The sequence below is a fragment of the Clostridium sp. genome (assembly GCF_050717635.1).
GTDB lineage: Bacteria > Bacillota > Clostridia > Clostridiales > Clostridiaceae > Clostridium_AD.
In genome coordinates this window covers 265063-290997 of record NZ_JBOITO010000030.1, presented here as the reverse complement: position 1 = coordinate 290997, position 25935 = coordinate 265063, and the positions used below count along the sequence as shown (strand labels likewise).

Sequence of the window (25935 nt, the reverse complement as noted above, 5' to 3'; positions counted from 1 at the left end):
TTTTAATTATAATATTATGATTAAGTATACTAATAGATGTGGAAAATATGAATAAAGGAGGGTGTTAAAATGAAAAATGATACCTTGTTACAAAAACTTAGAGGATTAATTGGTCCAATAGTAGAGAAAAATGATTGTGAATTATATCATTTAGAATATGTAAAAGAAAAAGGAGAAAATTTCCTCAGAATTTATATAGATAATGCTAATGGGATATCGCTAGAAAATTGTGAAAAAGTAAGTAGAGCCACAAGTGAAATATTAGATATAGAAGACCCTATAGCGCAGGGTTACTGTTTAGAAGTCTCTTCACCGGGAATTGAGAGAATTTTATATGATGACAAGCATCTAGAAAAATACATAGGTGAGAATGTACTAGTCAATCTAAATAGTCTATATGAAGGCAAAAAAAAGCTTGAGGGTGATTTAATAGGATTTTCTGATGTGCAAATAGAAATTCAATATGATGGGAATAATATATCTATTCAAAAAGATAATATTTCTGTTGTAAGTTTGAAACCAGTGCTGTAAGGAGGAAGTTAAAATGAATCAAGATTTTATTGAAGCATTGCGAGAAATTGTAGACCAAAAGGGAATTAGCGAGGAAATGCTTTTTGAAACTATTGAAGATGCATTAGTAGCGGCATACAAGAAAAATTATGCTACTCTTTCTAATGCTAGCCAAAATGTAAAAGTGTCAATGAATAGAGAAACAGGTGAAATACATGTTTATGGTCAAAAGGTAGTTGTAGAAGAAGTAGTTGAAGAAGTTAATGAAATATCACTTGAAGAATCAAAGGAGTATAGTCCTAGATACCAAATTGGGGATACTGTTGATATTGAAGTTACTCCAAGAAAATTTGGAAGAATAGCGGCACAATCAGCAAAACAAGTGGTTATTCAAAGAATTAAAGAGGCCGAAAGAAACATCATCTACAATGAATTTATAACCAAAGAATTTGACATTATTACAGGAAGTGTTATTAGAAAAGATAGAGGAAATGTATTTATAGATTTAGGTAAAATCGAAGCTGTTCTTGGCGCTACTGAGCAAATGCCAGGTGAGGAATACAATTTTAATGAAAAATTAAAATTATATATTGTGGAGGTTAAAAACACTACAAAAGGTGCTCAAGTAGGTGTATCAAGAACTCATCCAGGTCTTGTAAAACGCTTATTTGAATTAGAGGTACCAGAGGTTTTTGGTGGAATTGTTGAAATAAAAAGTATTTCAAGAGAAGCAGGGTCAAGAACTAAAATTGCAGTGTATTCAAATGACGAAAATGTTGATGCTATGGGAGCTTGTGTTGGTCCTAAAGGTAGCAGGGTTCAGAATATAGTTAACGAACTAAGAAATGAAAAAATTGATATTATTAAGTGGAGCAAGAAATCTGAAGAGTATATATCAAATGCACTAAGTCCTGCAAAGGTATTGAATGTTGTAGTTGAAGAAAATTCTAAATCTGCAAAAGTAATAGTGGAAGATAATCAATTATCCTTAGCTATTGGGAAAGAAGGCCAAAATGTTAGATTGGCTGCTAGACTTACAGGTTGGAAAATTGACATTAAAAGTAGAACTCAGGCACAATATAACATGGAATCAGTTGAAGTTACTGAGTGCAATGTTAGTGAAAATGAAGCAATTGAACCAATTATTAAAGAGTAGGTGATAGCTTTATGAAGGTTAAAAAAATACCTCAGCGTATGTGCACAGGATGTATGGAAATGAAAGGTAAAAAAGAACTATTGCGCATAGTTCGTAGTAAAGAAGGCGAAACTTCTATAGATTTAACAGGGAAAAAGCCAGGCAGAGGCGCATATATATGTAAGAGCATAGAATGCTTTGAAAAATCTTTCAAAACAAAAAGATTAGAGCGAAATTTAGGTGGAAAAGTATGTGAAGATATTTATGTTAAACTTAGGGATGAGATAAATAATGAACAATAAATTTTTTAATTTTTTAGGATTAACAAAAAAGGCAGGCAAACTTATTGAAGGTTACAATCAATGTGAAGAAGCGCTGTCTCACAGAAGAGGAACTCTTATAATTTTGTCTGAGGAAAGTGCTGTAAATACAAAAGACAAATTTAAAAGACTGGGTATTAAAAACAATATACCGCTTATTGAAGGCACTTCCAGTGAAGATTTAGGTAAGTGTTTAGGTAGAGCAGAAATTAATGTACTGTGTGTAAATGATAAAAGGATGAGTGATAAGTTACTCAGTTTATGGAATGAAGACAATGAAGTAAATAAAGAAAATGAAGAAAATGAGTAAATTAAATTTCGGGGGTGAATGATTTGGCAAAAGTCAGAATATATGAATTAGCAAAAGAATTAGAAGTAACAAGTAAAGAATTAATTAATGTACTATTTGAGGAATTTAGTATAAAGGCCAAAAATCATATGAGTGTGATTGAGGAAGAGGATGCTGAGTTAATAAAGGAACTATATAGTGATGAGAATTCAGGACTCAAAGATGATAAGAATGAAACAGTAGAACATTACGAAAATTTAGCTAATGAAGATGCTAACAAAGTTATTATCAGAAAAAGAGGTAGAAAAGGTAGAGATGAACTAGGAAATGGTAACAATAGTGTCGAAGCAATAGATGATGAAGTTGTAGTGATTGAAGCGTCTATTACAGTTAAGGATTTAGCTGATAAGCTAAAGAGGCCATATGTAGAAGTTATAAAACAACTTATTTTCATAGGCGTTATGGCTGGAATGAACCAAGAAATTGATTTTGCTACAGCTGAAAAAGTAATAGAAAAATATGGTGCACTTGCAGTACTCAAAGATGAAGAACTAGGAAAAATCGCTGATGATGAAGATGCTGATTCTGATTTAGGAACGCATAAGAAACCAGCTGTTGTTACAGTTATGGGTCACGTTGACCACGGTAAGACATCATTACTTGATTGCATTAGAAAATCTAAGGTTACTGAAACAGAAGCAGGCGGAATTACACAACATATTGGTGCTTATACTGTGACTATTAATGGAGAAAAAATAACATTTTTAGATACACCTGGTCATGAAGCTTTCACTGCAATGAGAGCAAGAGGTGCTCAAATAACAGATATAGTTATACTTGTTGTAGCTGCAGATGATGGTATTATGCCACAAACTAAAGAAGCTATAAATCACTGTAAGGCTGCTAAAGTACCAATGATAGTAGCTATAAACAAAATAGATAGACCAGGAGCTAACATTGACAAGGTTAAACAAGAATTAGCAGACAATGGTCTTGTATCAGAAGATTGGGGTGGCGAGACAATTTGTGTTCCAGTATCAGCTCATACTAAAGAAGGTTTAGATACACTACTTGAAATGGTATTAATTACAGCGGAAATGCTAGAGCTTAAAGCAAGTCCTGATAGACGTGCAAAAGGAACTGTAATAGAAGGAAAACTTGACAAAGGTAGAGGTCCTCTTGCTACACTACTTATACAGAATGGTACATTAAGCACTGGGGATTCTATAATAGTTGGATCAACTTATGGTAGAATTAGAGCAATGTTTGATGATAAGGGTGAAAAAATAAACAATGCCGGACCTTCTATACCAGTAGAAATACTTGGGTTATCTGAAGTACCAGCAGCTGGAGACAGATTCAATGTAGTTAAAGATGAGAAAACTGCAAGAAACATGGCTGAAGCTAGAAAAGCAAAATCAAGAGAAGAACATTTTAAGGCAAGTAATAGAGTGTCAATGGAAAATCTATATAGTCAAATACAAGAGGGATCTGTTAAAGAACTTGGTGTAATTGTTAAAGCCGATGTTCAAGGGTCTGTAGAGGCTGTAAGACAATCTCTAGAAAAATTATCTACTGAAAATGTTAAAGTAAGAGTTATACATTCTGGAGTTGGAGCTATTACAGAAACAGATGTTACGCTTGCAGCTGCATCAAATGCTATAATCATAGGATTTAATGTAAGACCAGACAATAATGCTGCTTCAATTGGAGAAAAAGAGGGAGTAGAAATTAAAACCTATAGAATAATTTATGATGCTCTTGATGATATAAAAGCTGCAATGCTTGGACTTCTTGATCCTGTATATAAAGAAGTTGTTTTAGGTAGAGTTGAAATAAGACAAATATACAAAGTATCAAGTGTAGGAACAATAGCAGGATCTTATGTACTCAGTGGTAAGATTACTAGAAATAGTAGTGTAAGAGTTCTTAGAAATGGTATAGTAATAACTGAATCAACATTAGCTTCACTAAAGAGATTTAAAGATGATGCAAAAGAAGTTGCAGCTGGATATGAATGTGGGTTAAGTATAGAAAAATTCAATGATATTAAAGAAGGAGACGTTGTTGAAGCATTCATAATGGAAGAAGTAAAACCAAAATTAATATAAGGTTAAGGAGTAGTGGGTTGTATGGTTAATTATAGAAATGGAAGAATAAATGAAGAAATCAAAAAAGAAGTAAGCAATACAATTCAAAACAAAATAAAAGATCCAAGAAAAAGTGCTATGGTAAGTGTAACAAAAGTGGATACAACAAAAGATTTAAGCTATACAAAGATTTACGTTAGTATATTTGGTAGCGAAATTTCTAAAAAAGAAACAATTGAGGCACTTAAAAGTTCAACTGGACTTATGAGAAAAGAAATAGGTGCTCATGTTAAATTAAGACATGTTCCTCAAGTCATAATAGAGGTAGATGAAACCATAGAACGTGCAATACATTTAGAAGGCATTTTTCATCAAATAAAAGAAAAAGAAAAAATTGATGAAGAAAATAGTGAAGCACATATAAGCGGAGAAGATAGCATTGAAGAGGATAGCAATGAAAATTAGTGGTATTCTTAGCAAAATAAAGATGTTTAAAAAAATTGCTATAACTTTTCATACTTCTGCAGATGGCGATTCATTAGGTAGTGCATTAGCACTACTTATTGGACTTAGAAAATTAAACAAGGAAGTATATATAATTTCTAAAGAAATTATCCCACAAAGCTTTATGTTTTTGCCTTGCTCCGATGAAATTACTGGTGAAATAAGTGAACCGGTAAAGGATACAGACTGCGTTATAGTCTTAGATTGTGGTGATTTTAAAAGAATTAATGCGAATTTATCTATGCAAAATAGAAAATTTGAATTAATTAATATAGATCACCATGTATCTAATGATTTGTACGGAGATTTGAACTATATTGATACAGGCGCTTCAGCAGTTGCAGAGATTGTGTATGAAGCGCTTATACTTCTTAAGATTAAAATAGACAGTGAAATCAGTACATGCTTGTATACCTCTTTACTTACAGATACGGGTTCTTTTAGACATTCAAGTACAACAGCAGTAACTCATAGTATCGCAGGAGAACTTATTAATACAGGTATAGATTTTAGTAATATTCATAGAATAGTTTTTGAAAATAGAAAATTTGAACAAATAAAATTCTGTGGAGAAATTATTAGTAATATGACATCAGAACTTAATGGCACAGTGTGTGTTATGTATATACCTAAAAATTTGATAAAAAAATATAATTTAGAATCTTCTGATACAGCGGATGTTGTAACTTTAGGTTCTTCTATAAATACAGTTGAAGTTACTATTGTTATAAGAGAAGCTGAAAATGGTGTTAAAGTCAGTTTAAGATCTAAATCAACAGTTGATGTTAGGAAAATTGCAGAAGGCTTCCACGGTGGTGGTCATATTAGAGCAGCAGGTTTTTTCACTGAAACTGACTTTCACGACACTAAAATTAAGCTTTTAGAAATTTTAGAAAAAGAGTTGATAGAATGAATGGTATAATAAATGTACATAAACCTACAGGAATTACATCTTTTGATGTAGTACGTAAAATCAAAAAAGTAAGCAATATAAAGAAAGTAGGCCACGCTGGTACTTTAGATCCTGAAGCTAGCGGGGTTTTACTTGTTTGTATAGGCAAGGCTACAAAGGCTATAGACTATATAATGGGAGACTTTAAAATTTATGAAGCTGAATTAAAACTCGGCGTTATTACAGACACTTATGATAGAGAAGGAAAGGTCCTTTGTGAAAGTGAAGTTAAAGCCAGTACGGATGAAATTATAAATGTAATTAATTCGTTTGTTGGAAAAATAAAACAAATTCCCCCAATGTACTCAGCACTAAAAGTTAATGGGAAAAAGCTTTATGAATTGGCAAGGGCTGGTATAGAAATAGAGAGGGAAGCAAGAAATATAGAGATTTATAGTATAGATATTATGGATATTAAGTTGCCATATGTAAAGTTTAGGGTGAAATGTTCTAAGGGTACGTATATTAGAAGCCTTTGCTATGATATAGGACAGATGCTAGAATGTGGTGGTATGATGTGGAACTTACAAAGAACTGCTATTGGTGGATTTCCTATTGAAAATTCTATAAATATAGATGATTTAAATGCAGAAAATATAAATGAGCATATTATGCCTGTGGAAAATATTTTTGAAAGCAATATCAAAATTACTATAGAGGATAGATTTATTGTGTTCTTGCTAAATGGTGTTGTAGTAAAGGATAAGGCACTAACTTGTAAGTTTAAAGCGGAAAGTATATATAATATTTATAATAATAAAAATGATTTTATTGGGATTGCAGAAAAAAGTATTGATGGTATTAGGCTAATAAAATCGTTTATATAGGAGAAATTTTAAAATGATGGTTATAGAAGATAATTTTAAAACAAAACTTAAATATCCAACATATATTGCACTAGGAAATTTTGATGGGCTTCATTTAGGGCATATGCATCTTATAAATAAAACTGTAGAACTTGCAAATGAGAATAATACAAAAAGTATGATTTGCACCTTTAAAAATCACCCTTTGTCTGTTATTAACAAAGATATTCGTCCAAAACTACTAATGAATAATGATACTAAAATAAATATATTGGAAAACACAGGCATTGATATTGTTGATTTGTTTAATTTTAATAAGGAGTTTATGAAGATGACACCAGAACAGTTTATAAAAAATATGGTGAATTTTTATAATGCAAAGGGTATAGTTGTTGGTTTTAATTATAGATTTGGATATAAAAATTTAGGTGATGTAGAGATGCTTAAAACATATAGTAATATACTTGGATATGAGCTATGTGTTTGTGAAGCAATTAGTATTAATGATGAAATTGTAAGTAGTTCAAAAATACGTCATCTTATAGCTGAAGGGAATATCACTAGAGCAAATAAGCTTTTAGGAAGAGCGCACGCTATTATTGGCGATGTAATTAAAGGGAAACAACTTGGGAGAACAATTGGATTCCCAACTGTAAACTTAGATTATAATAAGAAATATATTATTCCTAAGGGTGGGGTATACTATACTGTAGTTGATTATAATAATGATCTTCATAAAGCTATTACAAATATAGGGTATAATCCTACTGTAGAAGGTGGCAAACTTTCAGTAGAAACGCATATATTGAACTTTGACGAACAAATCTATGGTGAAGTAGTTAAAATTAATTTTATAAGTAGAATAAGAGATGAGGTTAAATTTAATACCATTGATAAACTAAAGCAGCAGCTTTCAAAGGATAAAGAGTTTGCTTTGGAGCAAAATATATAAATATAAGCTTTAAATTTAAAAATTAATTTACAATTTAATCTTAGTTTGTTATAATTGATTTGAACCTTATGCTAAGTTAATCGAATCGCCAACGGTATACTTGGAATAGGGGAAGAATATTCGGAGGTGTTGTAAAATGGAAAAGGCTAAAAAACAAGAAATAATGGTAAAACACGCAAGACATGAAGGAGATACAGGTTCTCCAGAAGTGCAAATTGCATTACTTACTGCAAGAATCTTAGAATTAAATGAACACTTAAAAGTTCATAAAAAAGATCACCATTCAAGAAGAGGCCTATTAATGATGGTTGGACAAAGAAAAGGAATGTTAGGTTACTTAAAGAATCAAGATATTGAAAGATATCGTGCAATTCTTGTAGAACTTGGACTAAGAAAATAATTTAGAGCGGCCTTGCCGCTCTATTATTTTAAATGTTATTAAAAAAATATACATTTGAGAACAATAAATTTGTATATTAGTTAATTATATTACTTTAAATTTATGGGAGGTAAATATATGAATCATATTATTGAAACTACCGTAGCAGGTAGAGTTCTTAAAGCTGAGTATGGTAAGATTGGAATGTTATCAGACTGTGCAATACTAGTGAGCTACGGTGAAACTGTAGTTCTAGTTAATGCAAATGCATCAGAGAAACCAAGGGATGGTATTGATTTTTTTCCACTAAGTGTAGAATATGAAGAAAAACTCTATGCTGTTGGAAAAATTCCAGGAGGTTTTATAAAGAGAGAAGCAAGACCATCAGAAAGAGCCATACTAACAGCAAGAGGAATTGATAGACCACTAAGACCGTTATTTCCTAAAGGATATAAAAATGATGTGCAAATCGTTTGTACAGTACTTTCAGTTGAACAAGATAATTCACCTGAGATACTTGCTATGAATGCAGCATCAATGGCATTATGTATTTCAAGTATACCTTTTACAGATGTTGTTGCAACTGTTTCTGTTGGTTTAGTTGAGGGTAACTTTATATTAAGTCCTACTGTAGAAGAGAGAAACGCAAGTTCTATGAATCTTACAGTTTGTGCAACAAAAGACAATGTAACAATGATAGAAGCAAATGGACAGGAAATACCTGAAGATGTAATGATAAATGCTATTGATTTTGCTTTTGAGTCATGTAAAAAAATTGTAGCTTTCCAAGAAGAAGCCGTTGCTAAATTTGGAAAGAAAAAAAAGGCTTTTGAATTTCAAGCAATAGATGAAACTCTCCAAAGTGAAGTTAGAGAATTCTCATTTGATTTGACTAGAACTGCAATGTACACAATGGATAAAGATGTGAGAAATGCAATGGTTGATGAAATAAAAGAGAAAATAAAAAATGAATTCAGTGAAAAATATCCTGATAGTAAATCAGATATCGGTGAAATTTTCTATAATATCCAAAAGGAAATAGTTAGAAATATGATGTTAAATGAAGATAGAAGACCAGATGGAAGAGCTTTTGATCAGGTTAGACCAATAAGTTGCGAAGTAGGAATACTTCCAAGAACTCACGGAACAGGTCTTTTTACAAGAGGACTTACTCAAGTAATGGGAGTTGCTACACTTGGAGCGTTAAAAGAAGCTCAAATGTTAGATGGAATAGGTGATGAAGATACTAAAAGGTATATGCATCATTATAATTTCCCTGCTTATAGTGTAGGAGAAACTAAGCCAATGCGTGGACCTGGAAGACGCGAAATTGGTCATGGTGCACTTGCAGAGAAAGCAGTGGAACCACTTTTACCATCTGTAGACGAATTTCCTTATGCTATTCGAGTAGTATCAGAAGTATTAAGTTCTAATGGCTCAACATCTCAAGCTAGTGTAAGTGCAAGCATTTTAGCTCTACTAGATGCAGGTGTTCCAATTAAGAGACCAGCAGCGGGTATAGCAATGGGATTAATTACAAATGCTGACTTATCTAAAGAAAAAATAATAACAGATATTCAAGGTATTGAAGATTTTTTTGGTGATATGGATTTTAAAGTTGCCGGAACGGAGCAAGGTATTACAGCTATACAAGTTGATACAAAGCTTCATGGGTTATCTAAATACTGCATTAAAACCGCAATTATAGATGCAAAAAAAGCCAGACTTCATATATTAGGTAAAATGAATGCATGTATAGACGCACCAAGAAGTGAACTATCAAAATATGCTCCTAGAATGTACATACTAAATGTAGCACCTGACAAGATTAGAGACGTAATAGGAAAAGGCGGAGCAACTATAAAGAAAATTATAGCAGAAACCGGTGTTAAAATAGATACTAATGACGATGGTAAAATTGTAATTATGTCGAGTGACGGTGATAGTGCAAATAAAGCAGTAAAAATTATTGAAGAGCTAACTAAATCAGTTAAAGTAGGCGAAATATATTTAGGGAAAGTAACAAAAATTGCTGCTTTTGGATGTTTTGTTGAAATACTTCCTAATAAAGAAGGTTTAGTGCATATTTCTAAACTTGATTTTGCTAGAGTGAACAAAGTAGAAGATATTGTTTCCGTTGGTGATGAAATATTAGTAAAAGTAATGGAAATAGATAATCAAGGAAGAGTAAATCTTTCAAGAAGAGACGCTATGAAAGATAGTGAAAACGAAAATAAAGATAGTGAATAATGATAGAAGGGCTTAGAGGCCTTTTTATTTTTTTTAAAATAATATTAGCTTAATATGCACATATTAAATACAGATTTTCATTAAGGAGAGGAACATATGTACAATTTATTCAAATTAAATAATGGGTTAAGAGTTGTAGTTGAAAATATTGAATATGTGAATTCTGTAAGCGTAGGCTTATGGGTAGAAAATGGTTCAAGAAATGAAAATGTAATAAACAGTGGAATATCACATTTTATTGAGCATATGTTTTTTAAGGGCACTTCTAGTAGAACCGCAAAGCAGATTTCGGAAGCGGTAGAAGACGTAGGTGGTCAATTAAATGCCTTTACTGGTAAGGAAGCTACATGTTTTTATATAAAGGCATTAGATACACATCTAGAATTATCCTTGGATATTTTGTCAGATATGCTTTTCAATAGCAACTTTTCAGAAGATGAAATCGAAAAAGAAAAGGGTGTTATCGTTGAAGAAATAAAGATGAGCGAAGATTCACCAGAAGATGTTTTGATAGATTTGCATACAAAAGCAATTTGGGATACGGATTCCATTTCATTACCTATTTTAGGGACTAGTGATACAGTGGGATCGTTTAGCAGGAAAACTATTCTAGATTATATAGACGCGCATTATGAACCGGAAAATTTAGTTATATCAATTGCTGGTAAATTCGATATGAAAAACATAGAAAAACTCCTTGAAAAATATTTTGGTGATTGGAATTGTAAAAGTAAAAATATTACTAAATATAGTAGCCCTAAATTATTTAATCAACATTTCTTTAGGAAAAAAGATATTGAGCAGCTTCATATAAGTCTAGGGATGCCGGGTGTAGAAACAGGAAATGACGATACCTATGCACTAATATTACTAAGTAATATATTAGGTGGAGGAGCATCTTCAAAATTATTTCAGAAAGTTCGTGAAGAGTTAGGTGTGTGTTACTCAATTTATTCCTATATTTCAGCCTTTAAAAACACAGGAGTTGTAAGTATTTATGCGGGAGTAAATCCAAATCAAGCAAAAGTTGCAATTGATGCAATACAAGACGAGGTAACTAAATTCTCAAAAATTGGAATTGATAATGAAAGACTTTGCAAAACTAAGGAACAGTTAAAGGGTGGCTATATTCTAGGACTTGAAAGCACAAGTAGCAGGATGTTTAGCAACGGAAAATCTGTTATGTTTTTGAATAAAATAAATACTCCTAAAGATGTACTTAGAAAAATAGACGAAATAGATATGTCAAGAGTTAACAATGTTATGGAGAGTACTTTTAAAAAGGGTATTATAAATTCAGCCTTTGTTGGAAAAGAAAAAGAAGTGCTACAAAATGTTTTCTATGGTAATATTATTTCTATTGAAAAGTAAATTTATTTATAATTATATGGAAATGATGCATAACTCCTTAACATATTCCATAGTATTCTATGAGAATTGTTAAGGAGGATGTGTATATGGAAGACAATGTAAAGTTATATAGTGAAATGGAAAGATATGAAATTATTAATATTAATGATGGTGATAAATATAATAATTTAGGAAATAATGATGTAGTCATTGATGAAAACGGAGTTTTACAATTTTTAATAATCAATGAAGGCAGTTCTAAATTTAGTTTTTTTCATAATACCGATATAATTGAAATACCTTGGGAATATGTTAAAAAGATAGGATCTAGAACCATAATAATTGATGTTGATAACGAATTTTTGAAAAAATCTCGTATTTAACGAAATTTCAGATGATGATTTAACTTTGGAGGACAAAAATGAAGATATTAGTGCAGAAATTTGGAGGGACATCAGTCTCAACCAAAGAAAAGAGAAAGCTTGTAGTATGTAAAGTTCAAAACGCAAAGGCTGAAGGATATTCCCCTGTGGTAGTAGTATCTGCCATGGGGAGAAAAGATGAGCCTTATGCAACAGACACGTTATTATCATTAGTAGACGATAATTTTAAAATAGCAAATCCATTAGCCATAGATTTACTAATGAGTTGTGGTGAAATTATAAGTACTGTAATAATGTGTAATGAATTTAATGATAATAATATTGATGCTGTGCCATTAACCGGGGGACAAGCAGGTTTAATAACGGATTGTAATTATAACAATGCAGCAATAATTAATGTAGATACAAAAAAAATAATGGATATTTTACAAAGTGGAAAAATCCCTGTGGTAGCAGGCTTTCAAGGTGAAGATGAGAAAGGCTATATTACTACTATTGGGAGAGGAGGCAGTGATGTTACAGCTGCAAGACTAGGCGCAGCACTTAATGCAGTAGAGACTCAAATATACACGGATGTGGATGGTATGATGACAGCTGATCCAAGAATAGTTTCCGAGGCTAGCACAATAAAAAAAATAAGTTACGATGAGACTTTTCAATTTGCTGATCAAGGAGCTAAGGTGATACATCCAAGAGCTGTTGAGATTTCTAAAAAATATAATATACCACTAGTAATAAAGAATACTATGAATGATTGTGATGGGACTATAATTAGTAATTTGGGGAGTGAAGATTACCAAAATATAATTACAGGGATAACACATATGAACAATAGGGTTCAAATAAAGATGTGTAAAAATATAGATGTTAGCTACGATGATCTTTTTGATATTTTAGCTGAAAATTTAATTAGCATAGATCTTATAAATGTGTTTCCTAAAGAAAAAATATTTACTATTGATGAAAAAGATTATGTTAAATTTGAGAATTTAATAAAAGGTCTTAATATGGCTTATTCTTTTGTAAAGGATTGTAGTAAACTTTCAATTATAGGATCTAAAATGAGAGGAATACCTGGTGTTATGGCGAGAATACTTAAGGCATTAACTAGAGAAAATATTGAAGTACTACAAACAGCCGACTCTCATATGACTATATGGTGTCTTATAGAAACACCTTATGTTGAAAGAGCAATTAATGCATTGCATAAAGAATTTAAATTAGGATAAAAAATGTATATAGTTTCTCTTAATGCACAAAATATAAATGGATTAGGAGGAATGTATATGCCAAAAACTGAAAAAATCAAAGAACAGAAGAAAAAAGGAAATAGTAAAAATCAAAGTATTGAAAAAGAAGAAGATTCTAAAAAAAATGAAAAGCTTGAAAATATTAAAGAGTTGGGAACAACTAATATTTCAAATCAGGACGAAAAAATTCAGATTTTACCTATAATAGGTCAAATAGAAGGACACATGATGTTGTCTCCTCAAACAAAAGCAACTAAGTATGAACATGTTATTCCCCAATTAATTGCTATGGAAAGGGATGAAAAAGTAAAAGGTATTCTAATAGTTTTAAATACCGTAGGAGGGGACGTGGAAGCAGGCCTTGCAATAGCAGAGATGATTCGTAGTGTAAGTAAGCCAACGGTGTCACTAGTTGTAGGAGGTGGTCATTCAATAGGTATACCTCTAGCAACAGCTGCTAAGTATTCATTTATTTCACCTTCTGCAACTATGATAATTCACCCTATAAGAATGAATGGTTTGATAATAGGAGTTCAACAAACTTTTGAGTATTTTAATAAAATGCAAGAAAGGATAACTGAATTTATTATTAGAACATCTCACATTGATAAGGAAAATGTAAATAGATTAATGACTCAAACGGATGAGCTTTTAAATGACATGGGTACTATACTTATAGGAAAGCAAGCTGTTGACAATGGACTTATAGATGAAGTTGGAGGAATTAGCGAAGCATTAACAAAATTAAATAAAATGATAGATGAATAATATAAATAGATATAAATAGGTTGTTTCAACCTATTTATATCTATTTTTATTTTTGAATGCTATGATTAGTATGAATTTAAAAATCTATCTTATAGAATTAGTTTGAGTTTTAATTGTAAATCTATAGAAAGTTAAAGGAGATTTATAAATTTTGTAGAAATATTAAGAGTGGAGGTGATACTTTGGCTAGAAAAAAAATTAAATCAAAAGCTTTAAAGAGTGTAGACACGGATAATGAAATTTTTGGAATCATTTTAATTACAATGGGAATATTGATTCTATTTAGTATATTTTCTACTATATTTTCAAGTTCTAATTCTATATCAGGTACCATTGGTGGGGGTATTAATCATTTACTTTTTGGATTACTAGGTGTAGGGGCATATCTTTTGCCGTTTTTCATAATATTTACTGGGATTTGTTACATTGTTAAGAAAGGTAAGATTAATTTCAGTAAAAAATTTTATGGAATAATACTTTGTATAATTAATACTTTATTATTTATACAAATGTTAACTTTAAATAAGTATTATGTTAAAGATGAATTTTTGCTAGGGATAAATAAAATATACAATGCTGAAGGAGCAATTCATGGTGGAATTATTAGCTATTCAATAGACGTACCAATGCATACATTATTTGGTGATGTTTCCAGTTATATAATTTTTACTTCTGTTTACTTTATATGTTTAATTCTAATATTAAATATATCGCTCCTTGATACTTTTTATAGTATAAAGAAAAGATTTGTGGTTATAAGAAATGCAAGGAAGAGTGATAGGGATGAGCTATGTGTCGATAATAACGATAAGAAAAAAGAGTCTATAATTTCAGATAAAGGTAAAAATGAATTTATTAAAGATATTAGTAATAAAATTAAAATTTTCGACTTTGTAAAATCAAATGAAATCGATGGCGAATTCAGTGAGACTACTAGTGAGGAAACTGTCAATAATATTAAGGATGATTATGTGAGCATCTCTAAAGAAAAAGGCGTTGATAAATCTATTAATCAAGAATTAGAACAAGAAATTAAGTTAAACAGTGTAAATGTAAAACCAAACTATAAATATGAATATCCAACTGCGGATTTATTAAATGAAAATGTTACATTGAAAATGAATAAAAATGATAAAAAAGAATTGCTTAACAATGCCAATAAATTACAGGAAACACTCAGCAGTTTCGGTGTTGAAGCAAAAGTTATTCAAGTTACAAAAGGCCCCTCAGTAACAAGGTTTGAGCTTCAACCAAATCCTGGTGTTAAGGTTAGCAAAATTGTTAACTTAGCAGATGATATTGCACTTAATTTAGCATCTTCTGGTGTGAGAATTGAGGCTCCGATACCTGGTAAAGCAGCAGTTGGAATTGAGGTTCCTAACAAAGAGTTAAGTGCAGTATACTTAAGAGAGGTAATAGAATCTAATGAATTTTTATCTTCAAATAAAAACTTGTCTTTTAGTTTAGGCAAAGATATAGGTGGTAATTGCGTTGTCTCAGATTTAACAAAAATGCCCCATTTATTAGTGGCAGGTGCCACAGGTTCTGGAAAGAGTGTTTGCATAAATTCATTAATAATAAGTTTGCTATATAAATATTCACCAGAGGAAGTTAAGCTATTATTAATTGACCCTAAGGTAGTTGAATTAAATATGTATAATGGCATACCTCATTTATTGATACCAGTAGTAACAGACCCGAAAAAATCTGCAGGTGCACTAAATTGGGCTGTAAATGAAATGTCAAGACGGTACAAAACCTTTGCCGACAATAATGTAAGAAGTATAGAAGGATATAATGAATTAGTTAATAAAGGTACTGCTGAAAATAAATTGCCATGCATTGTAATTATAATTGATGAGCTTGCAGACCTTATGATGGTTTGTGCTAATGATGTAGAAGAGTACATTGGGAGACTGGCACAAATGGCAAGAGCAGCGGGTATGCATTTAGTAATTGCAACGCAAAGACCATCTGTTGATGTTATTACAGGCGTTATAAAGGCAAATATACCTTCGAGAATATCTTTTGCAGTTTCAAGTCAAATAGATTCAAGAACAATACTAGATTCTGCTGGTGCGGAAAAACTATTAGGTAAAGGAGATATGCTTTTTTACCCAGTTGGAGAGGCTAAACCAATTAGAATACAAGGAGCTTTTGTATCGCAAGAAGAAGTTGAACGAGTGGTTGCATTTATAAAAGATCAGAAGACAGAGGTAAACTATGAAAAGGAAATAATTGATGAGATAGAAGGTAATTTAAATAATAAAGATGAGGACTTGGATATCGATGAATTATTAAACGAAGCAATCAGAATAGTAGTTGAAAATGGTCAAGCCTCCACTTCGTTGTTGCAACGTAAGCTGAAAATAGGGTATAATAGGGCAGCAAGAATTATAGAACAAATGGAAGACCGCAGTATTATTTCAGGTAGAAATGGAAGCAAACCTAGAGAAGTATTACTAAGTGATAGTGAATTAAAGGATTAATGCAATAAGTTTCTGTAAGAAATATTGTAAATACACTTGTTTAATTTGTAAATCACATTTACAATAATTTATATGTAGAAATGTAGGAGGATGACCCGTGGAAAAATTGAAAGTTGGAGTTATAAATTTAGGTTGCGATAAAAACAGAATTGATAGTGAGATTATACTAGGTAGTTTAAGTGAAAAATACGATATTACAAATGATCCTAAACAAGCAGATATAATTTTGGTGAATACTTGTGGATTCATAGAATCATCTAAACAAGAATCAATAGATACTATTTTAGAAATGTCAGAATACAAAGAAAAATATAAATGCTCGGTGTTAATTGCAACAGGTTGTCTTACTCAGCGTTATGGGAAAGAACTGCTAGAACTTATGCCAGAGCTTGATATAATGCTGGGTGTTAATGATTATGATAAGTTATTAAGTAGTATAGAAGAGGTACGAGGCAAAAATACTAAAGTCCAATATTGCAGTTATAGTGATGAAAATATTAATGAAGGACAAAGAGTATTAACTACGGAAAATTATTCTGCTTATGTGAGAATATCAGAAGGGTGCGATAATGCTTGTGCGTATTGTGCAATACCAAAGATTAGAGGTAAATATAGAAGCAGAAAAATAGAGAATATTATACAAGAAGCTAAGGGCTTAATTGAACATGGTTGTAAAGAAATTATTTTAGTTGCTCAAGATACCACTAGATATGGAATTGACTTATATGGTGAGAAAAACTTACATAAACTAATAAAGGAAATTTCTAAAATAGATGGAGTCAAGTGGATTAGAGTGCTTTACTGTTATGCAGAAGAAATGACGGATGAAATTATTAAAGAAATATCTTCCAACGATAAAGTTTGTAAATATGTAGATATACCAATGCAACATATAAGTGATGAGATTCTTAAATCTATGAGAAGAAAAGGAAGAAAGAATATCATAATAGAAAACATAAAGAAGATAAGAATGAGTATTTCTGGTGTAATTCTTAGAACTACATTAATTGTTGGTTTTCCAGGAGAAACAGAAAAAAACTTTGAAGAATTAAAACAGTATGTGAGGGAAACTAAATTTGATAAATTAGGGGTGTTTAAATACTCCATGGAAGATGGAACTGTAGCTGCAGAAATGGAAAATCAAATTCCAGAAGAAATAAAAGTGAAACGTGAGCAAGAACTAATGATACTACAGCAAACTATATCAAAAGGACTAAATAGTGAAAAAGTAGGTAAAGTTTATGAAGTTTTAGTAGAAGGGTTTGATGGTGAAGTTTACTTTGGTAGAAATTATGAAATGGCACCAGAAGTTGATGGGACTATTTTCTTTGAGTCTGATAGTGTTTATAATAAGGGTGAGTTTGTTTACGTTAAAGTTATAAAAGCTTTAGAATATGATCTAATAGGAGTGGTGTACCATGAATCTCGCAAATAAACTTACAATGCTTAGGATTTTTCTAGTGCCTATATTTTTAATATTTATGGTAGTGAAAATACCTTATGGGAAAGAATTAGCTACGCTTATTTTTATAATAGCTTCTCTTACCGACAAATTGGACGGTTATATAGCAAGAAGCAGAAATGAAATAACTAATTTTGGTAAATTCATGGATCCTTTAGCGGATAAACTTTTAGTAACGGCTGCACTTGTTTCATTGGTAGAGCTTAAGATTGTACCTAGTTGGGTAGCTATGATTATAATTGCAAGAGAATTTGCAGTTTCAGGCCTTAGAACAATAGCTGCTTCGGAAGGAAAAGTAATTGCTGCTAGCTGGTGGGGAAAAATAAAAACAGTTATGCAAATAGTAGCTATAATTACAGCATTATTAAATTTATCTTATGTAAATCCAGTAATAAACCCAATTCTAAATATTTTAACTGATATTTTTATGGCTGCTGCAGTGATTATTACAATAATATCAGGCGTAGATTATTTTGTTAAAAATAAAGATACTATTAGAATTGATAAGTGATTAGAATATTATAATTTGTTAATAATACAAATAAAAGTGAAAACTCTTTGTTTTGTATGTTGACCATACAAAACAAATGATGTATACTTAAATTAGAACAAACGTTCGATAAAAAAGGATGGTGAACCCTAAGGGGAAATTTATGAATAATGATAAGTTAAAAGCCCTAGAAGCGGCTATGAGTCAAATAGAAAAGCAATTTGGAAAAGGTTCTATAATGAAACTTGGAGATAATAGTACTTTAAATTTAGATGCTATATCTACTGGTTGTTTAGGACTCGACATAGGCCTTGGCATAGGTGGTGTGCCAAGAGGAAGAATGATTGAAATCTTTGGACCAGAATCTTCAGGTAAAACTACGGTTGCACTACATATAGTTGCAGAGGCACAGAAAGAAGGCGGCACAGCTGCGTTTATAGATGTAGAACATGCTTTAGATCCGATATATGCTAAATCTCTAGGAATTGATATAGATGATTTAATAGTATCTCAACCAGATACTGGTGAGCAGGCTTTAGAGATTACAGAGGCATTAGTTCGTTCAGGGGCTATTGATGTTATTGTTGTGGACTCAGTTGCTGCCTTGGTACCTAAAGCTGAAATTGAAGGCGAAATGGGAGACTCTCATGTAGGACTTCAAGCAAGACTTATGTCTCAAGCTTTACGAAAACTTGCCGGTTCTATAAATAAATCAAAATGTGTTCTTGTGTTTATAAATCAATTAAGAGAAAAAGTTGGTATAATGTTTGGAAATCCAGAAGTAACTCCTGGTGGTAGAGCGTTAAAATTTTACGCATCCGTTAGATTGGATATTAGAAGAATAGATACCATCAAACAAGGTGATCAATTTATGGGTAATAGAACAAGAATAAAAATAGTTAAAAATAAAGTAGCGCCTCCTTTTAAACAAGCTGAATTTGATATTATGTATGGTTTTGGAATATCTCGAGAGGGAGATATTTTAGATATAGGAGTTAAAGAAGAAATTGTACAAAAAAGTGGTGCATGGTTCGCTTATGGAGATGCACGTCTTGGACAGGGAAGAGAAAATGCAAAACAATATTTTAAAGATAATCCACTGGTTATGTTAGAGATAGAAAATAAAATTAGAGATAAATATTCGTTACCATTAGCTAAAGGCCCAGTAATTGATAAAAAAGAGCTGAAAGAAGCGAAAGAAATAAAAGATACAAAATCAGTAAAATAAAGAAAAAAGCAAGTTTATACTTGCTTTTTTCTTTATTTATGTAAGTTTTTGCTATGCAATAGGCTAATGTTTAAATGGTTATTAAATAATATTATTATAAAATTAACATTTTAGATGTTATAATCTTGACATTAGTATAAAAGTAATATAAAATAAATACAAATACTGGTTTAGTATATTAAAATTATTACAAATTGAATAAATATAACACCTTTTCTAGCTTTCGTATTTACTCTTAAATAGATTCGAAAATAAGTTAAGGAGGTGTTGATAATTATGGACAATATGGGAATGATCTTAGTAGTTTGTGCTATTGTGATTGTTATTCTTGTAAGTATTTTTGTTGCGATTTATTCTAGAAAAAATATATCTGAGGCAAATATATCTGAGGCTAAAAAAGAAGCTAAAAAAATTATTGACGAAAGTGAAAAAGAAGCTGAAACTAAAAACAAAGAAGCTGTTTTAGAAGCCAAAGATGAAGTTCACAGACTTAGAACTGATTTAGAGAAAGAATTAAGAGAAAGACGTAATGAAGTTCAAAGGTTAGAAAGAAGAAATATCCAAAGAGAAGAATCTTTAGATAAAAAAAGTGATGTGTTAGAGAGAAAAGAAGATAATCTTAACAAAAAACAACAAGATGTTGAAATGTTAGAAGCTAGTATTAAAGATTTACACACAAAGCAAAGAGAAGAATTAGAAAGATTATCAGGTTTAACATCTGATGAAGCAAAACAAGTTTTATTAGATGAAATTAAAAAAGAAATTAAACATGATGCTGCAGTTATGATTAAAGAAATTGAAACTAAAGCAAAAGAAGAAGCAGATAAGAAAGCAAGGGAAATTATTACTTATGCTATTCAAAGATGTGCTGCTGACCATGTTGCAGAAACAACAGTTCATGTGGTTTCGCTTCCTAATGATGAGATGAAAGGAAGAATAATAGGTAGAGAGGGTAGAAATATTCGGACTCTAGAAACACTTACAGGAGTGGATCTTATAATAGATGATACACCTGAAGCAGTAATTCTTTCAGCATTTGATCCTATAAGGCGTGAAGTTGCGAGAATTGCACTTGAGAAGTTAATAGTGGATGGGAGAATTCATCCAGCAAGAATTGAGGAAATGGTAGAAAAAGCTAAAAAAGAAGTTGATAGTGATATTAAAGAAGAAGGAGAACAAGCAACTTTTGAAACAGGAGTGCATGGTCTTCATTCAGAAATTGTTAGGCTACTTGGAAGACTTAAATACAGAACTAGTTATGGTCAAAATGTATTAAAGCATTCTATAGAAGTTTCATATTTAGCAGGACTTATGGCCTCTGAACTTGGAATTGATCCAACACTTGCTAAAAGATGTGGATTACTGCACGATATAGGTAAAGCTGTGGATCATGAAGTTGAAGGACCACATGCACTTATAGGTGCTGAAATAGCCAAAAAACATCATGAATCAGCTAGTGTTGTGAATGCTATTGCTGCACATCATGGTGATGTTGAACTACAATCTCTTGAAGCAATACTAGTTCAAGCAGCAGATGCTATATCAGCTGCAAGACCAGGTGCAAGAAGAGAGACTTTAGAAGCTTACATTAAAAGGTTAGAAAAATTAGAAGAAATTGCAAACTCATATGAAGGTGTTGAAAAATCATATGCTATTCAAGCTGGAAGAGAAGTTAGAATTATGATTAAACCAGATATAATTGATGATGCAGGAGCGGTTGAAATGGCTAGAAATCTAGTTAAGAGAATTGAAAATGAATTAGAATATCCAGGCCAAATTAAAGTTAATGTAATTAGAGAAACAAGGGCTATTGATTATGCAAAATAAACTAACATAATATAAAATCCTCTTAAATTTTAGGAAACTTCCAAAATTTAAGAGGATTTTTTCTATATTTGTAGAATAGTATAAATATAGCATTTAATGTACTAATAGGAGGAATATTATATTATGGAAGTATTAAAAGTATCAGCAAAGTCAAGTCCAAATTCAGTAGCAGGAGCTCTAGCAGGTGTTATTAGAGAAAAGGGAACAGCAGAGTTACAAGCAATAGGTGCTGGAGCAATTAACCAAGCGGTAAAGGCAATTGCTATAGCAAGAGGGTTTGTTGCACCAAGTGGTGTTGATCTAGTTTGTATCCCAGCTTTTACAGATGTTATAATAGAAGGGGAAGAAAGAACGGCAATTAAGTTAATAATTCAATCTAGATAATAAGTATAAAGGGGACTTGTGGGACAGGTCCTCTATATTTTTTTTATTAAATTAGAGACTGGAATAAATCCATTCTATTTACATTATAAAAAAAAGATGATATATTGATAATATATCAAATAAAAAATATGCATGCATCGGGGGTAAAAAAATGGTATTATCTAGAAAAGCTAAAGGCATATCGCCATCTTTAACATTAGATATAACTGCAAAAGCGAAAAAAATGAAGGCTGATGGTATAGATGTCATAGGATTTGGTGCTGGTGAACCTGATTTTAATACGCCCCAAAATATAGGAGAAGCAGCTATAAAGGCAATTCATGGGGGGATGACAAAGTATACAGCTACATCAGGTATTATAGAACTTAAGAATGCAATAATTCATAAATTTAAAATAGAAAACAACTTAACTTACGAAACAGCTCAAATTATAGTTTCAACTGGTGCAAAGCAATGCTTAGCTAATGTTTTTGGAGCTATTTTAAATCCGGGGGATGAGGTTTTAATAGGAGTTCCATATTGGGTTAGTTACCCGGAATTAGTTAAATTAGCAGATGGAGTACCTGTTTATGTAGAAACGGAGGAAACTAATAATTTTAAATTAACAATCGAAAATCTTAGTAAAGTAATAACATCTAAATCTAAAGTATTATTATTAAATAGTCCAAATAATCCTACTGGAACAGTCTATTCAAAGGCAGAACTTATGGAAATTGCTAATTTTGCAAAGATAAATGATTTAATTATAATATCAGATGAAATTTATGAAAAATTAATTTATGGAACAAATGAACATATTAGTGTAGCTAGTCTTTCTGAAGATGCTTATGATAGAACAATTGTAATTAATGGTGTATCTAAGGCTTATGCTATGACGGGATGGAGAATAGGTTATGCTGCAGGTAGCGCAGAAATAATAGCATTAATGACTAATATTCAAAGCCATACTACTTCTAATCCCAATTCAATTGCTCAATGTGCGTCAGTTGAAGCACTAAACGGTAAGCAGGAAGATATAATAAAAATGGTTGAACAATTTAGAGTAAGAAGAGATTATATGGTAGAAAAAATTAATAGTATGGATAATTTATCTTGCGTAAAACCAGAAGGTGCTTTCTATGTTATGGTCAATATATCAAATGTTTTAAATAAATTAGCCTACGGAAAAGTTATAAGCAATTCAATCCAGTTTTCAGATCTTTTGCTGGAGAAAGAGAAAGTTGCTGTTATACCAGGGATAGCATTTGGTGTTGATAATTTTGTTAGGATATCTTACGCGACTTCAATGGAAAATATAGAAAATGGACTCCGCAGAATAGCAAGGTTTGTTCATAATATTTAAAATTGATTTACATAATTTTTAATGATATTATTATAGTATGAATTAATACAAGCTGTTATATATTAGTTCATGCTATTATAAAAGATTGAGGTGATTAGAATTGGTGACAAAAGAAGTTATGGTTAGTAATCCTAAGGGACTGCATGCAAGACCAGCTACATTATTAGTAAGAAAAGCTTCTTCTTTTAAATCAGATGTAAGTATAGAATATATGGGTAAAAGAGCTAATATTAAGAGCTTAATAGGTATTCTATCTTTAGGAGTTGGTCCTAATAATATTGTAAACGTTATAACTAATGGTGTTGACGAACAATTAGCACTAGAAGAAATAATAAACCTGATTAGAGGATTAGAGGAATAATTATGGCCTGTACATTTTAAAAAGCTGCTAACTTATTGTTTGCAGCTTTTTAAAATGTATATGTAGTAGCAGTAACTAAAGGAGAAGATATATGTTAAATAAACTAATAGAACTTAATCGTAATTCAGATGTAATTTTAGATAATAAAAATTTTATACGGTATTTTCTTGAGATTAAAGCCAGAAAAAGTATTTACACTTCCAAGAGTTATGAGCGTGATATAAAAGATTTCTTCTGCGCTGAGTCTATTTGTGATATAACAATGGAAGATATTAAGAAAGTGTCATTAATACATACACAGAATTTTATAATAGAATTAATAGACAAAAATATGTCATCGGCTACTATAAATAGAAAAATATCATCACTTAGTGCGTTGTATAAGTGGATATTAAAATATCAAGACAATTCTACAGGTGTTTTTATAATTAAATATAATCCCTTTGGAAACCTGAAGGAAGAAAGACCGGTTATAAATAATGTGGAAACAGAGTTTTTAACAAAAGAGGAGTGTAAAATTTTATTAAATAGTATAGATACATCCACAATATTAGGACATAGGAATAAAACTATATTAGTACTGGCTTTAACCACTGCACTAAGAAAATCTGAGATTATAAATATTAAAATAAAACATATTACATCGCATACGGGTTATGATGTAGTAAAAGTAATTAGAAAAGGCGGCAAAGAGGATATAGTCAAACTTCAAAAAAATATTCTTGCTATGATTAATGAATATATTCTAATTACTAAAAGGAATAAGATATCTAACGCTGAGGAGTATTTATTCATAGGTCACTCAACTAATGGAAAAAATAAAGAAAAATTAGATGCAAGTACGTTAAATTACATGATAAAAAAAGTATGTAGGAATGCGGGTATACAAAAAAAATTACGAGTTCATTCTACTAGACATACAGCAATTACACTAGCAATTTTAGCAGGGGCTACGGTAGAGAAAGTTAGAGATTTTGCTGCACATAAGAATTTAGCTACAACGAATAGATATATTCACTCCATAGATAAGTTGAAAAATAATGCTGGAGACTTGATTGAGTTATTTTAAATAGGAATAAATTATGGTTTAATGTTGAATAGTATTGGTTTTAGAAGTAGACTTAACCTAAAGAAAAACATAGGAGGAAAAGATGAAAATAGGATATGCGTGTATACCACTTACTACTAATGCGAGAACAAATAGAAGATTAATGTTAAAAAACTTTTCTGAAATGATGTTTTTAGAGGTGTTAGAGCAGAATTTAATAGACCTTAGAGAAATATTAGAAAATAATGAGAAGTTCAATATAAAGTTATTTAGAATAAGTTCGGATATAGTACCGCTCGGAAGCCATAGTATTAATGAAATTCCATGGCATACGGTTTTTAAAAATGAATTGTGTGAAATAGGAGAATACATAAAAAAATGTGGCATGAGGGTGTCTATGCATCCAGGCCAGTATACAGTACTTAATGCAGAAAAAGAAGATATTGTAGCAAAAGCAATTAGAGATTTGGAATATCATGCTAGATTTCTAGACTCCCTAGGTGTGGATGGGAGCAATAAGATAATACTCCATATTGGTGGCGGTTATGGGGATAAGGATGCTGCTATGGACAGATTTATTAAGAATTTTAAAAGATTATCTGCATCGGTAAAAAATAGACTTGTAATTGAAAATGATGATAGGATATTCAATATTGACGATCTGCTATTTGTAAGTAGTAAAATCAATATTCCGGTGATATTTGATAATCTTCACCATGAGTGTAATCATAAAACAGATATGCCTATAAAAGAAATAATGAAGATGGTAGCTGAAACATGGAGTGAAAATGATGGTGATATAAAAGTCCATTATAGTCAACAAGATTTACATAAACATTTAGGGGCTCACTCAAGTACTATAACATGTAAAAAATTTCTCGAATACTATGAGGAAGTTAAAGAATTTAATCTTGATATTATGCTAGAAGTAAAGGATAAAGATATATCGGCAATAAAATGTAACATTTTAATTAGTGACATGAAAAGCAAATTAAAACATGTAATTATAGAAAAGCAGTGGGCAAAATATAAATACCTATTAATGGAAAGAAATTATAAATATTATAAAGAATGTAGCCGCATTGTAAAAGAAAATTGTAGCATTCAAGAATTTTATGAGTATACAGATGAAATAATGAATCTTGATGTAGAGGATGGAAGTTTTATTAATACCTCAGAACATGTTTGGGGATATGTAAAAAATAATGCATCAGAAAAAGAACAAATGCATTTTAAGAAAATAATTTCTGATATGGACCATAAAGAAAAGGTTAAGATTTATTTGAAAAAATTATGTGACAAGTATAATGCTGTATACATGATTGACTCTTATTACTTTTACTATTAATACTAGGAAGGGGGATTT

Annotated in this window: 24 protein-coding genes and 1 pseudogene; all 25 read left to right on the top strand. The window is 31.0% G+C overall.

Annotated elements, in window-relative coordinates; translation table 11 throughout:
* The first annotated feature begins 69 nt into the window (after nucleotides 1–69).
* Nucleotides 70–531 carry a ribosome maturation factor RimP gene (gene rimP, locus ACREWB_RS14675; protein WP_431548196.1) on the top strand — a complete coding sequence of 154 codons (462 nt, stop codon included), beginning with the start codon at nucleotides 70–72 and terminating at the stop codon, nucleotides 529–531.
* A gap of 13 nt (nucleotides 532–544) precedes the next feature.
* Nucleotides 545–1666: a transcription termination factor NusA gene (nusA, locus tag ACREWB_RS14670; protein WP_431548195.1), complete on the top strand. Its 1122-nt coding sequence runs from the start codon at nucleotides 545–547 to the stop codon at nucleotides 1664–1666.
* 11 nt (nucleotides 1667–1677) lie between these two features.
* Complete coding sequence (gene rnpM, locus ACREWB_RS14665) at nucleotides 1678–1947, top strand: RNase P modulator RnpM (protein WP_431548194.1); 270 nt, start codon at nucleotides 1678–1680, stop codon at nucleotides 1945–1947.
* Nucleotides 1934–2275 (top strand): ribosomal L7Ae/L30e/S12e/Gadd45 family protein, encoded by a 342-nt coding sequence (locus ACREWB_RS14660; protein ID WP_431548370.1) that lies wholly within the window; start codon nucleotides 1934–1936, stop codon nucleotides 2273–2275. The genes rnpM and ACREWB_RS14660 overlap by 14 nt, the downstream gene beginning before the upstream one ends.
* 23 nt (nucleotides 2276–2298) lie before the next feature.
* Complete coding sequence (gene infB / locus ACREWB_RS14655; RefSeq protein WP_431548193.1) at nucleotides 2299–4365, top strand: translation initiation factor IF-2; 2067 nt, start codon at nucleotides 2299–2301, stop codon at nucleotides 4363–4365.
* A 21-nt stretch (nucleotides 4366–4386) separates the two neighbouring features.
* A pseudogene (gene rbfA, locus ACREWB_RS14650) lies at nucleotides 4387–4743 on the top strand (30S ribosome-binding factor RbfA); the annotation flags it as partial.
* 55 nt (nucleotides 4744–4798) lie between these two features.
* On the top strand, nucleotides 4799–5761 hold the full coding sequence (locus tag ACREWB_RS14645) for a DHH family phosphoesterase (RefSeq protein WP_431548192.1): 963 nt from the start codon (nucleotides 4799–4801) through the stop codon (nucleotides 5759–5761).
* Nucleotides 5758–6627 (top strand): tRNA pseudouridine(55) synthase TruB, encoded by an 870-nt coding sequence (gene truB, locus ACREWB_RS14640; protein ID WP_431548191.1) that lies wholly within the window; start codon nucleotides 5758–5760, stop codon nucleotides 6625–6627. The genes ACREWB_RS14645 and truB overlap by 4 nt, the downstream gene beginning before the upstream one ends.
* A 13-nt stretch (nucleotides 6628–6640) precedes the next feature.
* The gene (locus ACREWB_RS14635) at nucleotides 6641–7558 is read left to right on the top strand and encodes a bifunctional riboflavin kinase/FAD synthetase (protein WP_431548190.1); all 918 of its coding nucleotides are present in this window, start codon (nucleotides 6641–6643) and stop codon (nucleotides 7556–7558) included.
* Nucleotides 7559–7694: 136 nt separating this feature from the next.
* Complete coding sequence (rpsO, locus tag ACREWB_RS14630) at nucleotides 7695–7958, top strand: 30S ribosomal protein S15 (RefSeq protein WP_431548189.1); 264 nt, start codon at nucleotides 7695–7697, stop codon at nucleotides 7956–7958.
* A 117-nt stretch (nucleotides 7959–8075) separates the two neighbouring features.
* Nucleotides 8076–10187 (top strand): polyribonucleotide nucleotidyltransferase, encoded by a 2112-nt coding sequence (locus ACREWB_RS14625; protein WP_431548188.1) that lies wholly within the window; start codon nucleotides 8076–8078, stop codon nucleotides 10185–10187.
* 96 nt (nucleotides 10188–10283) lie between these two features.
* Nucleotides 10284–11558, top strand: a complete 1275-nt coding sequence (locus ACREWB_RS14620) for a M16 family metallopeptidase (RefSeq protein WP_431548187.1) — start codon at nucleotides 10284–10286, stop codon at nucleotides 11556–11558.
* Nucleotides 11559–11644: 86 nt separating this feature from the next.
* Nucleotides 11645–11920 (top strand): YlmC/YmxH family sporulation protein, encoded by a 276-nt coding sequence (locus tag ACREWB_RS14615; RefSeq protein WP_431548186.1) that lies wholly within the window; start codon nucleotides 11645–11647, stop codon nucleotides 11918–11920.
* Nucleotides 11921–11958: 38 nt separating this feature from the next.
* A complete protein-coding gene (dapG, locus tag ACREWB_RS14610; RefSeq protein WP_431548185.1) occupies nucleotides 11959–13149 on the top strand; it encodes an aspartate kinase in 1191 nt (396 codons plus the stop codon).
* 57 nt (nucleotides 13150–13206) lie between these two features.
* Nucleotides 13207–13938: a ClpP family protease gene (locus tag ACREWB_RS14605; RefSeq protein ID WP_431548184.1), complete on the top strand. Its 732-nt coding sequence runs from the start codon at nucleotides 13207–13209 to the stop codon at nucleotides 13936–13938.
* A 182-nt stretch (nucleotides 13939–14120) separates the two neighbouring features.
* Nucleotides 14121–16427 carry a DNA translocase FtsK gene (locus ACREWB_RS14600; protein WP_431548183.1) on the top strand — a complete coding sequence of 769 codons (2307 nt, stop codon included), beginning with the start codon at nucleotides 14121–14123 and terminating at the stop codon, nucleotides 16425–16427.
* A gap of 97 nt (nucleotides 16428–16524) precedes the next feature.
* Nucleotides 16525–17862 (top strand): 30S ribosomal protein S12 methylthiotransferase RimO, encoded by a 1338-nt coding sequence (gene rimO / locus ACREWB_RS14595; RefSeq protein ID WP_431548182.1) that lies wholly within the window; start codon nucleotides 16525–16527, stop codon nucleotides 17860–17862.
* On the top strand, nucleotides 17846–18400 hold the full coding sequence (pgsA, locus tag ACREWB_RS14590; protein ID WP_431548181.1) for a CDP-diacylglycerol--glycerol-3-phosphate 3-phosphatidyltransferase: 555 nt from the start codon (nucleotides 17846–17848) through the stop codon (nucleotides 18398–18400). Before rimO ends, pgsA begins: the two co-directional genes overlap by 17 nt.
* 142 nt (nucleotides 18401–18542) lie before the next feature.
* On the top strand, nucleotides 18543–19607 hold the full coding sequence (recA, locus tag ACREWB_RS14585; RefSeq protein ID WP_431548180.1) for a recombinase RecA: 1065 nt from the start codon (nucleotides 18543–18545) through the stop codon (nucleotides 19605–19607).
* A 285-nt stretch (nucleotides 19608–19892) separates the two neighbouring features.
* The gene (rny, locus tag ACREWB_RS14580; RefSeq protein WP_431548369.1) at nucleotides 19893–21434 is read left to right on the top strand and encodes a ribonuclease Y; all 1542 of its coding nucleotides are present in this window, start codon (nucleotides 19893–19895) and stop codon (nucleotides 21432–21434) included.
* A 123-nt stretch (nucleotides 21435–21557) separates the two neighbouring features.
* The gene (locus ACREWB_RS14575) at nucleotides 21558–21818 is read left to right on the top strand and encodes a stage V sporulation protein S (RefSeq protein ID WP_431548179.1); all 261 of its coding nucleotides are present in this window, start codon (nucleotides 21558–21560) and stop codon (nucleotides 21816–21818) included.
* Between the two features lie 151 nt (nucleotides 21819–21969).
* Complete coding sequence (locus tag ACREWB_RS14570) at nucleotides 21970–23160, top strand: pyridoxal phosphate-dependent aminotransferase (protein ID WP_431548178.1); 1191 nt, start codon at nucleotides 21970–21972, stop codon at nucleotides 23158–23160.
* Between the two features lie 100 nt (nucleotides 23161–23260).
* A complete protein-coding gene (locus ACREWB_RS14565; RefSeq protein ID WP_431548177.1) occupies nucleotides 23261–23521 on the top strand; it encodes an HPr family phosphocarrier protein in 261 nt (86 codons plus the stop codon).
* Between the two features lie 91 nt (nucleotides 23522–23612).
* Nucleotides 23613–24590, top strand: a complete 978-nt coding sequence (locus ACREWB_RS14560) for a tyrosine-type recombinase/integrase (RefSeq protein ID WP_431548176.1) — start codon at nucleotides 23613–23615, stop codon at nucleotides 24588–24590.
* Between the two features lie 82 nt (nucleotides 24591–24672).
* Nucleotides 24673–25917, top strand: coding sequence for a UV DNA damage repair endonuclease UvsE (uvsE, locus tag ACREWB_RS14555; protein WP_431548175.1), 1245 nt, complete (start codon nucleotides 24673–24675; stop codon nucleotides 25915–25917).
* The last annotated feature ends 18 nt before the right edge of the window (nucleotides 25918–25935 follow it).

Bases quoted from the DNA above. Each gene is read 5' to 3' on its own strand.
- rimP (WP_431548196.1), top strand. From the start codon at position 70: ATGAAAAATGATACCTTGTTACAAAAACTTAGAGGATTAATTGGTCCA.
- nusA (WP_431548195.1), top strand. From the start codon at position 545: ATGAATCAAGATTTTATTGAAGCATTGCGAGAAATTGTAGACCAAAAG.
- rnpM (WP_431548194.1), top strand. From the start codon at position 1,678: ATGAAGGTTAAAAAAATACCTCAGCGTATGTGCACAGGATGTATGGAA.
- ACREWB_RS14645 (WP_431548192.1), top strand. From the start codon at position 4,799: ATGAAAATTAGTGGTATTCTTAGCAAAATAAAGATGTTTAAAAAAATT.
- truB (WP_431548191.1), top strand. From the start codon at position 5,758: ATGAATGGTATAATAAATGTACATAAACCTACAGGAATTACATCTTTT.
- ACREWB_RS14635 (WP_431548190.1), top strand. From the start codon at position 6,641: ATGATGGTTATAGAAGATAATTTTAAAACAAAACTTAAATATCCAACA.
- rpsO (WP_431548189.1), top strand. From the start codon at position 7,695: ATGGAAAAGGCTAAAAAACAAGAAATAATGGTAAAACACGCAAGACAT.
- ACREWB_RS14625 (WP_431548188.1), top strand. From the start codon at position 8,076: ATGAATCATATTATTGAAACTACCGTAGCAGGTAGAGTTCTTAAAGCT.
- ACREWB_RS14620 (WP_431548187.1), top strand. From the start codon at position 10,284: ATGTACAATTTATTCAAATTAAATAATGGGTTAAGAGTTGTAGTTGAA.
- ACREWB_RS14615 (WP_431548186.1), top strand. From the start codon at position 11,645: ATGGAAGACAATGTAAAGTTATATAGTGAAATGGAAAGATATGAAATT.
- dapG (WP_431548185.1), top strand. From the start codon at position 11,959: ATGAAGATATTAGTGCAGAAATTTGGAGGGACATCAGTCTCAACCAAA.
- ACREWB_RS14605 (WP_431548184.1), top strand. From the start codon at position 13,207: ATGCCAAAAACTGAAAAAATCAAAGAACAGAAGAAAAAAGGAAATAGT.
- pgsA (WP_431548181.1), top strand. From the start codon at position 17,846: ATGAATCTCGCAAATAAACTTACAATGCTTAGGATTTTTCTAGTGCCT.
- recA (WP_431548180.1), top strand. From the start codon at position 18,543: ATGAATAATGATAAGTTAAAAGCCCTAGAAGCGGCTATGAGTCAAATA.
- rny (WP_431548369.1), top strand. From the start codon at position 19,893: ATGGGAATGATCTTAGTAGTTTGTGCTATTGTGATTGTTATTCTTGTA.
- ACREWB_RS14575 (WP_431548179.1), top strand. From the start codon at position 21,558: ATGGAAGTATTAAAAGTATCAGCAAAGTCAAGTCCAAATTCAGTAGCA.
- ACREWB_RS14570 (WP_431548178.1), top strand. From the start codon at position 21,970: ATGGTATTATCTAGAAAAGCTAAAGGCATATCGCCATCTTTAACATTA.
- ACREWB_RS14560 (WP_431548176.1), top strand. From the start codon at position 23,613: ATGTTAAATAAACTAATAGAACTTAATCGTAATTCAGATGTAATTTTA.
- uvsE (WP_431548175.1), top strand. From the start codon at position 24,673: ATGAAAATAGGATATGCGTGTATACCACTTACTACTAATGCGAGAACA.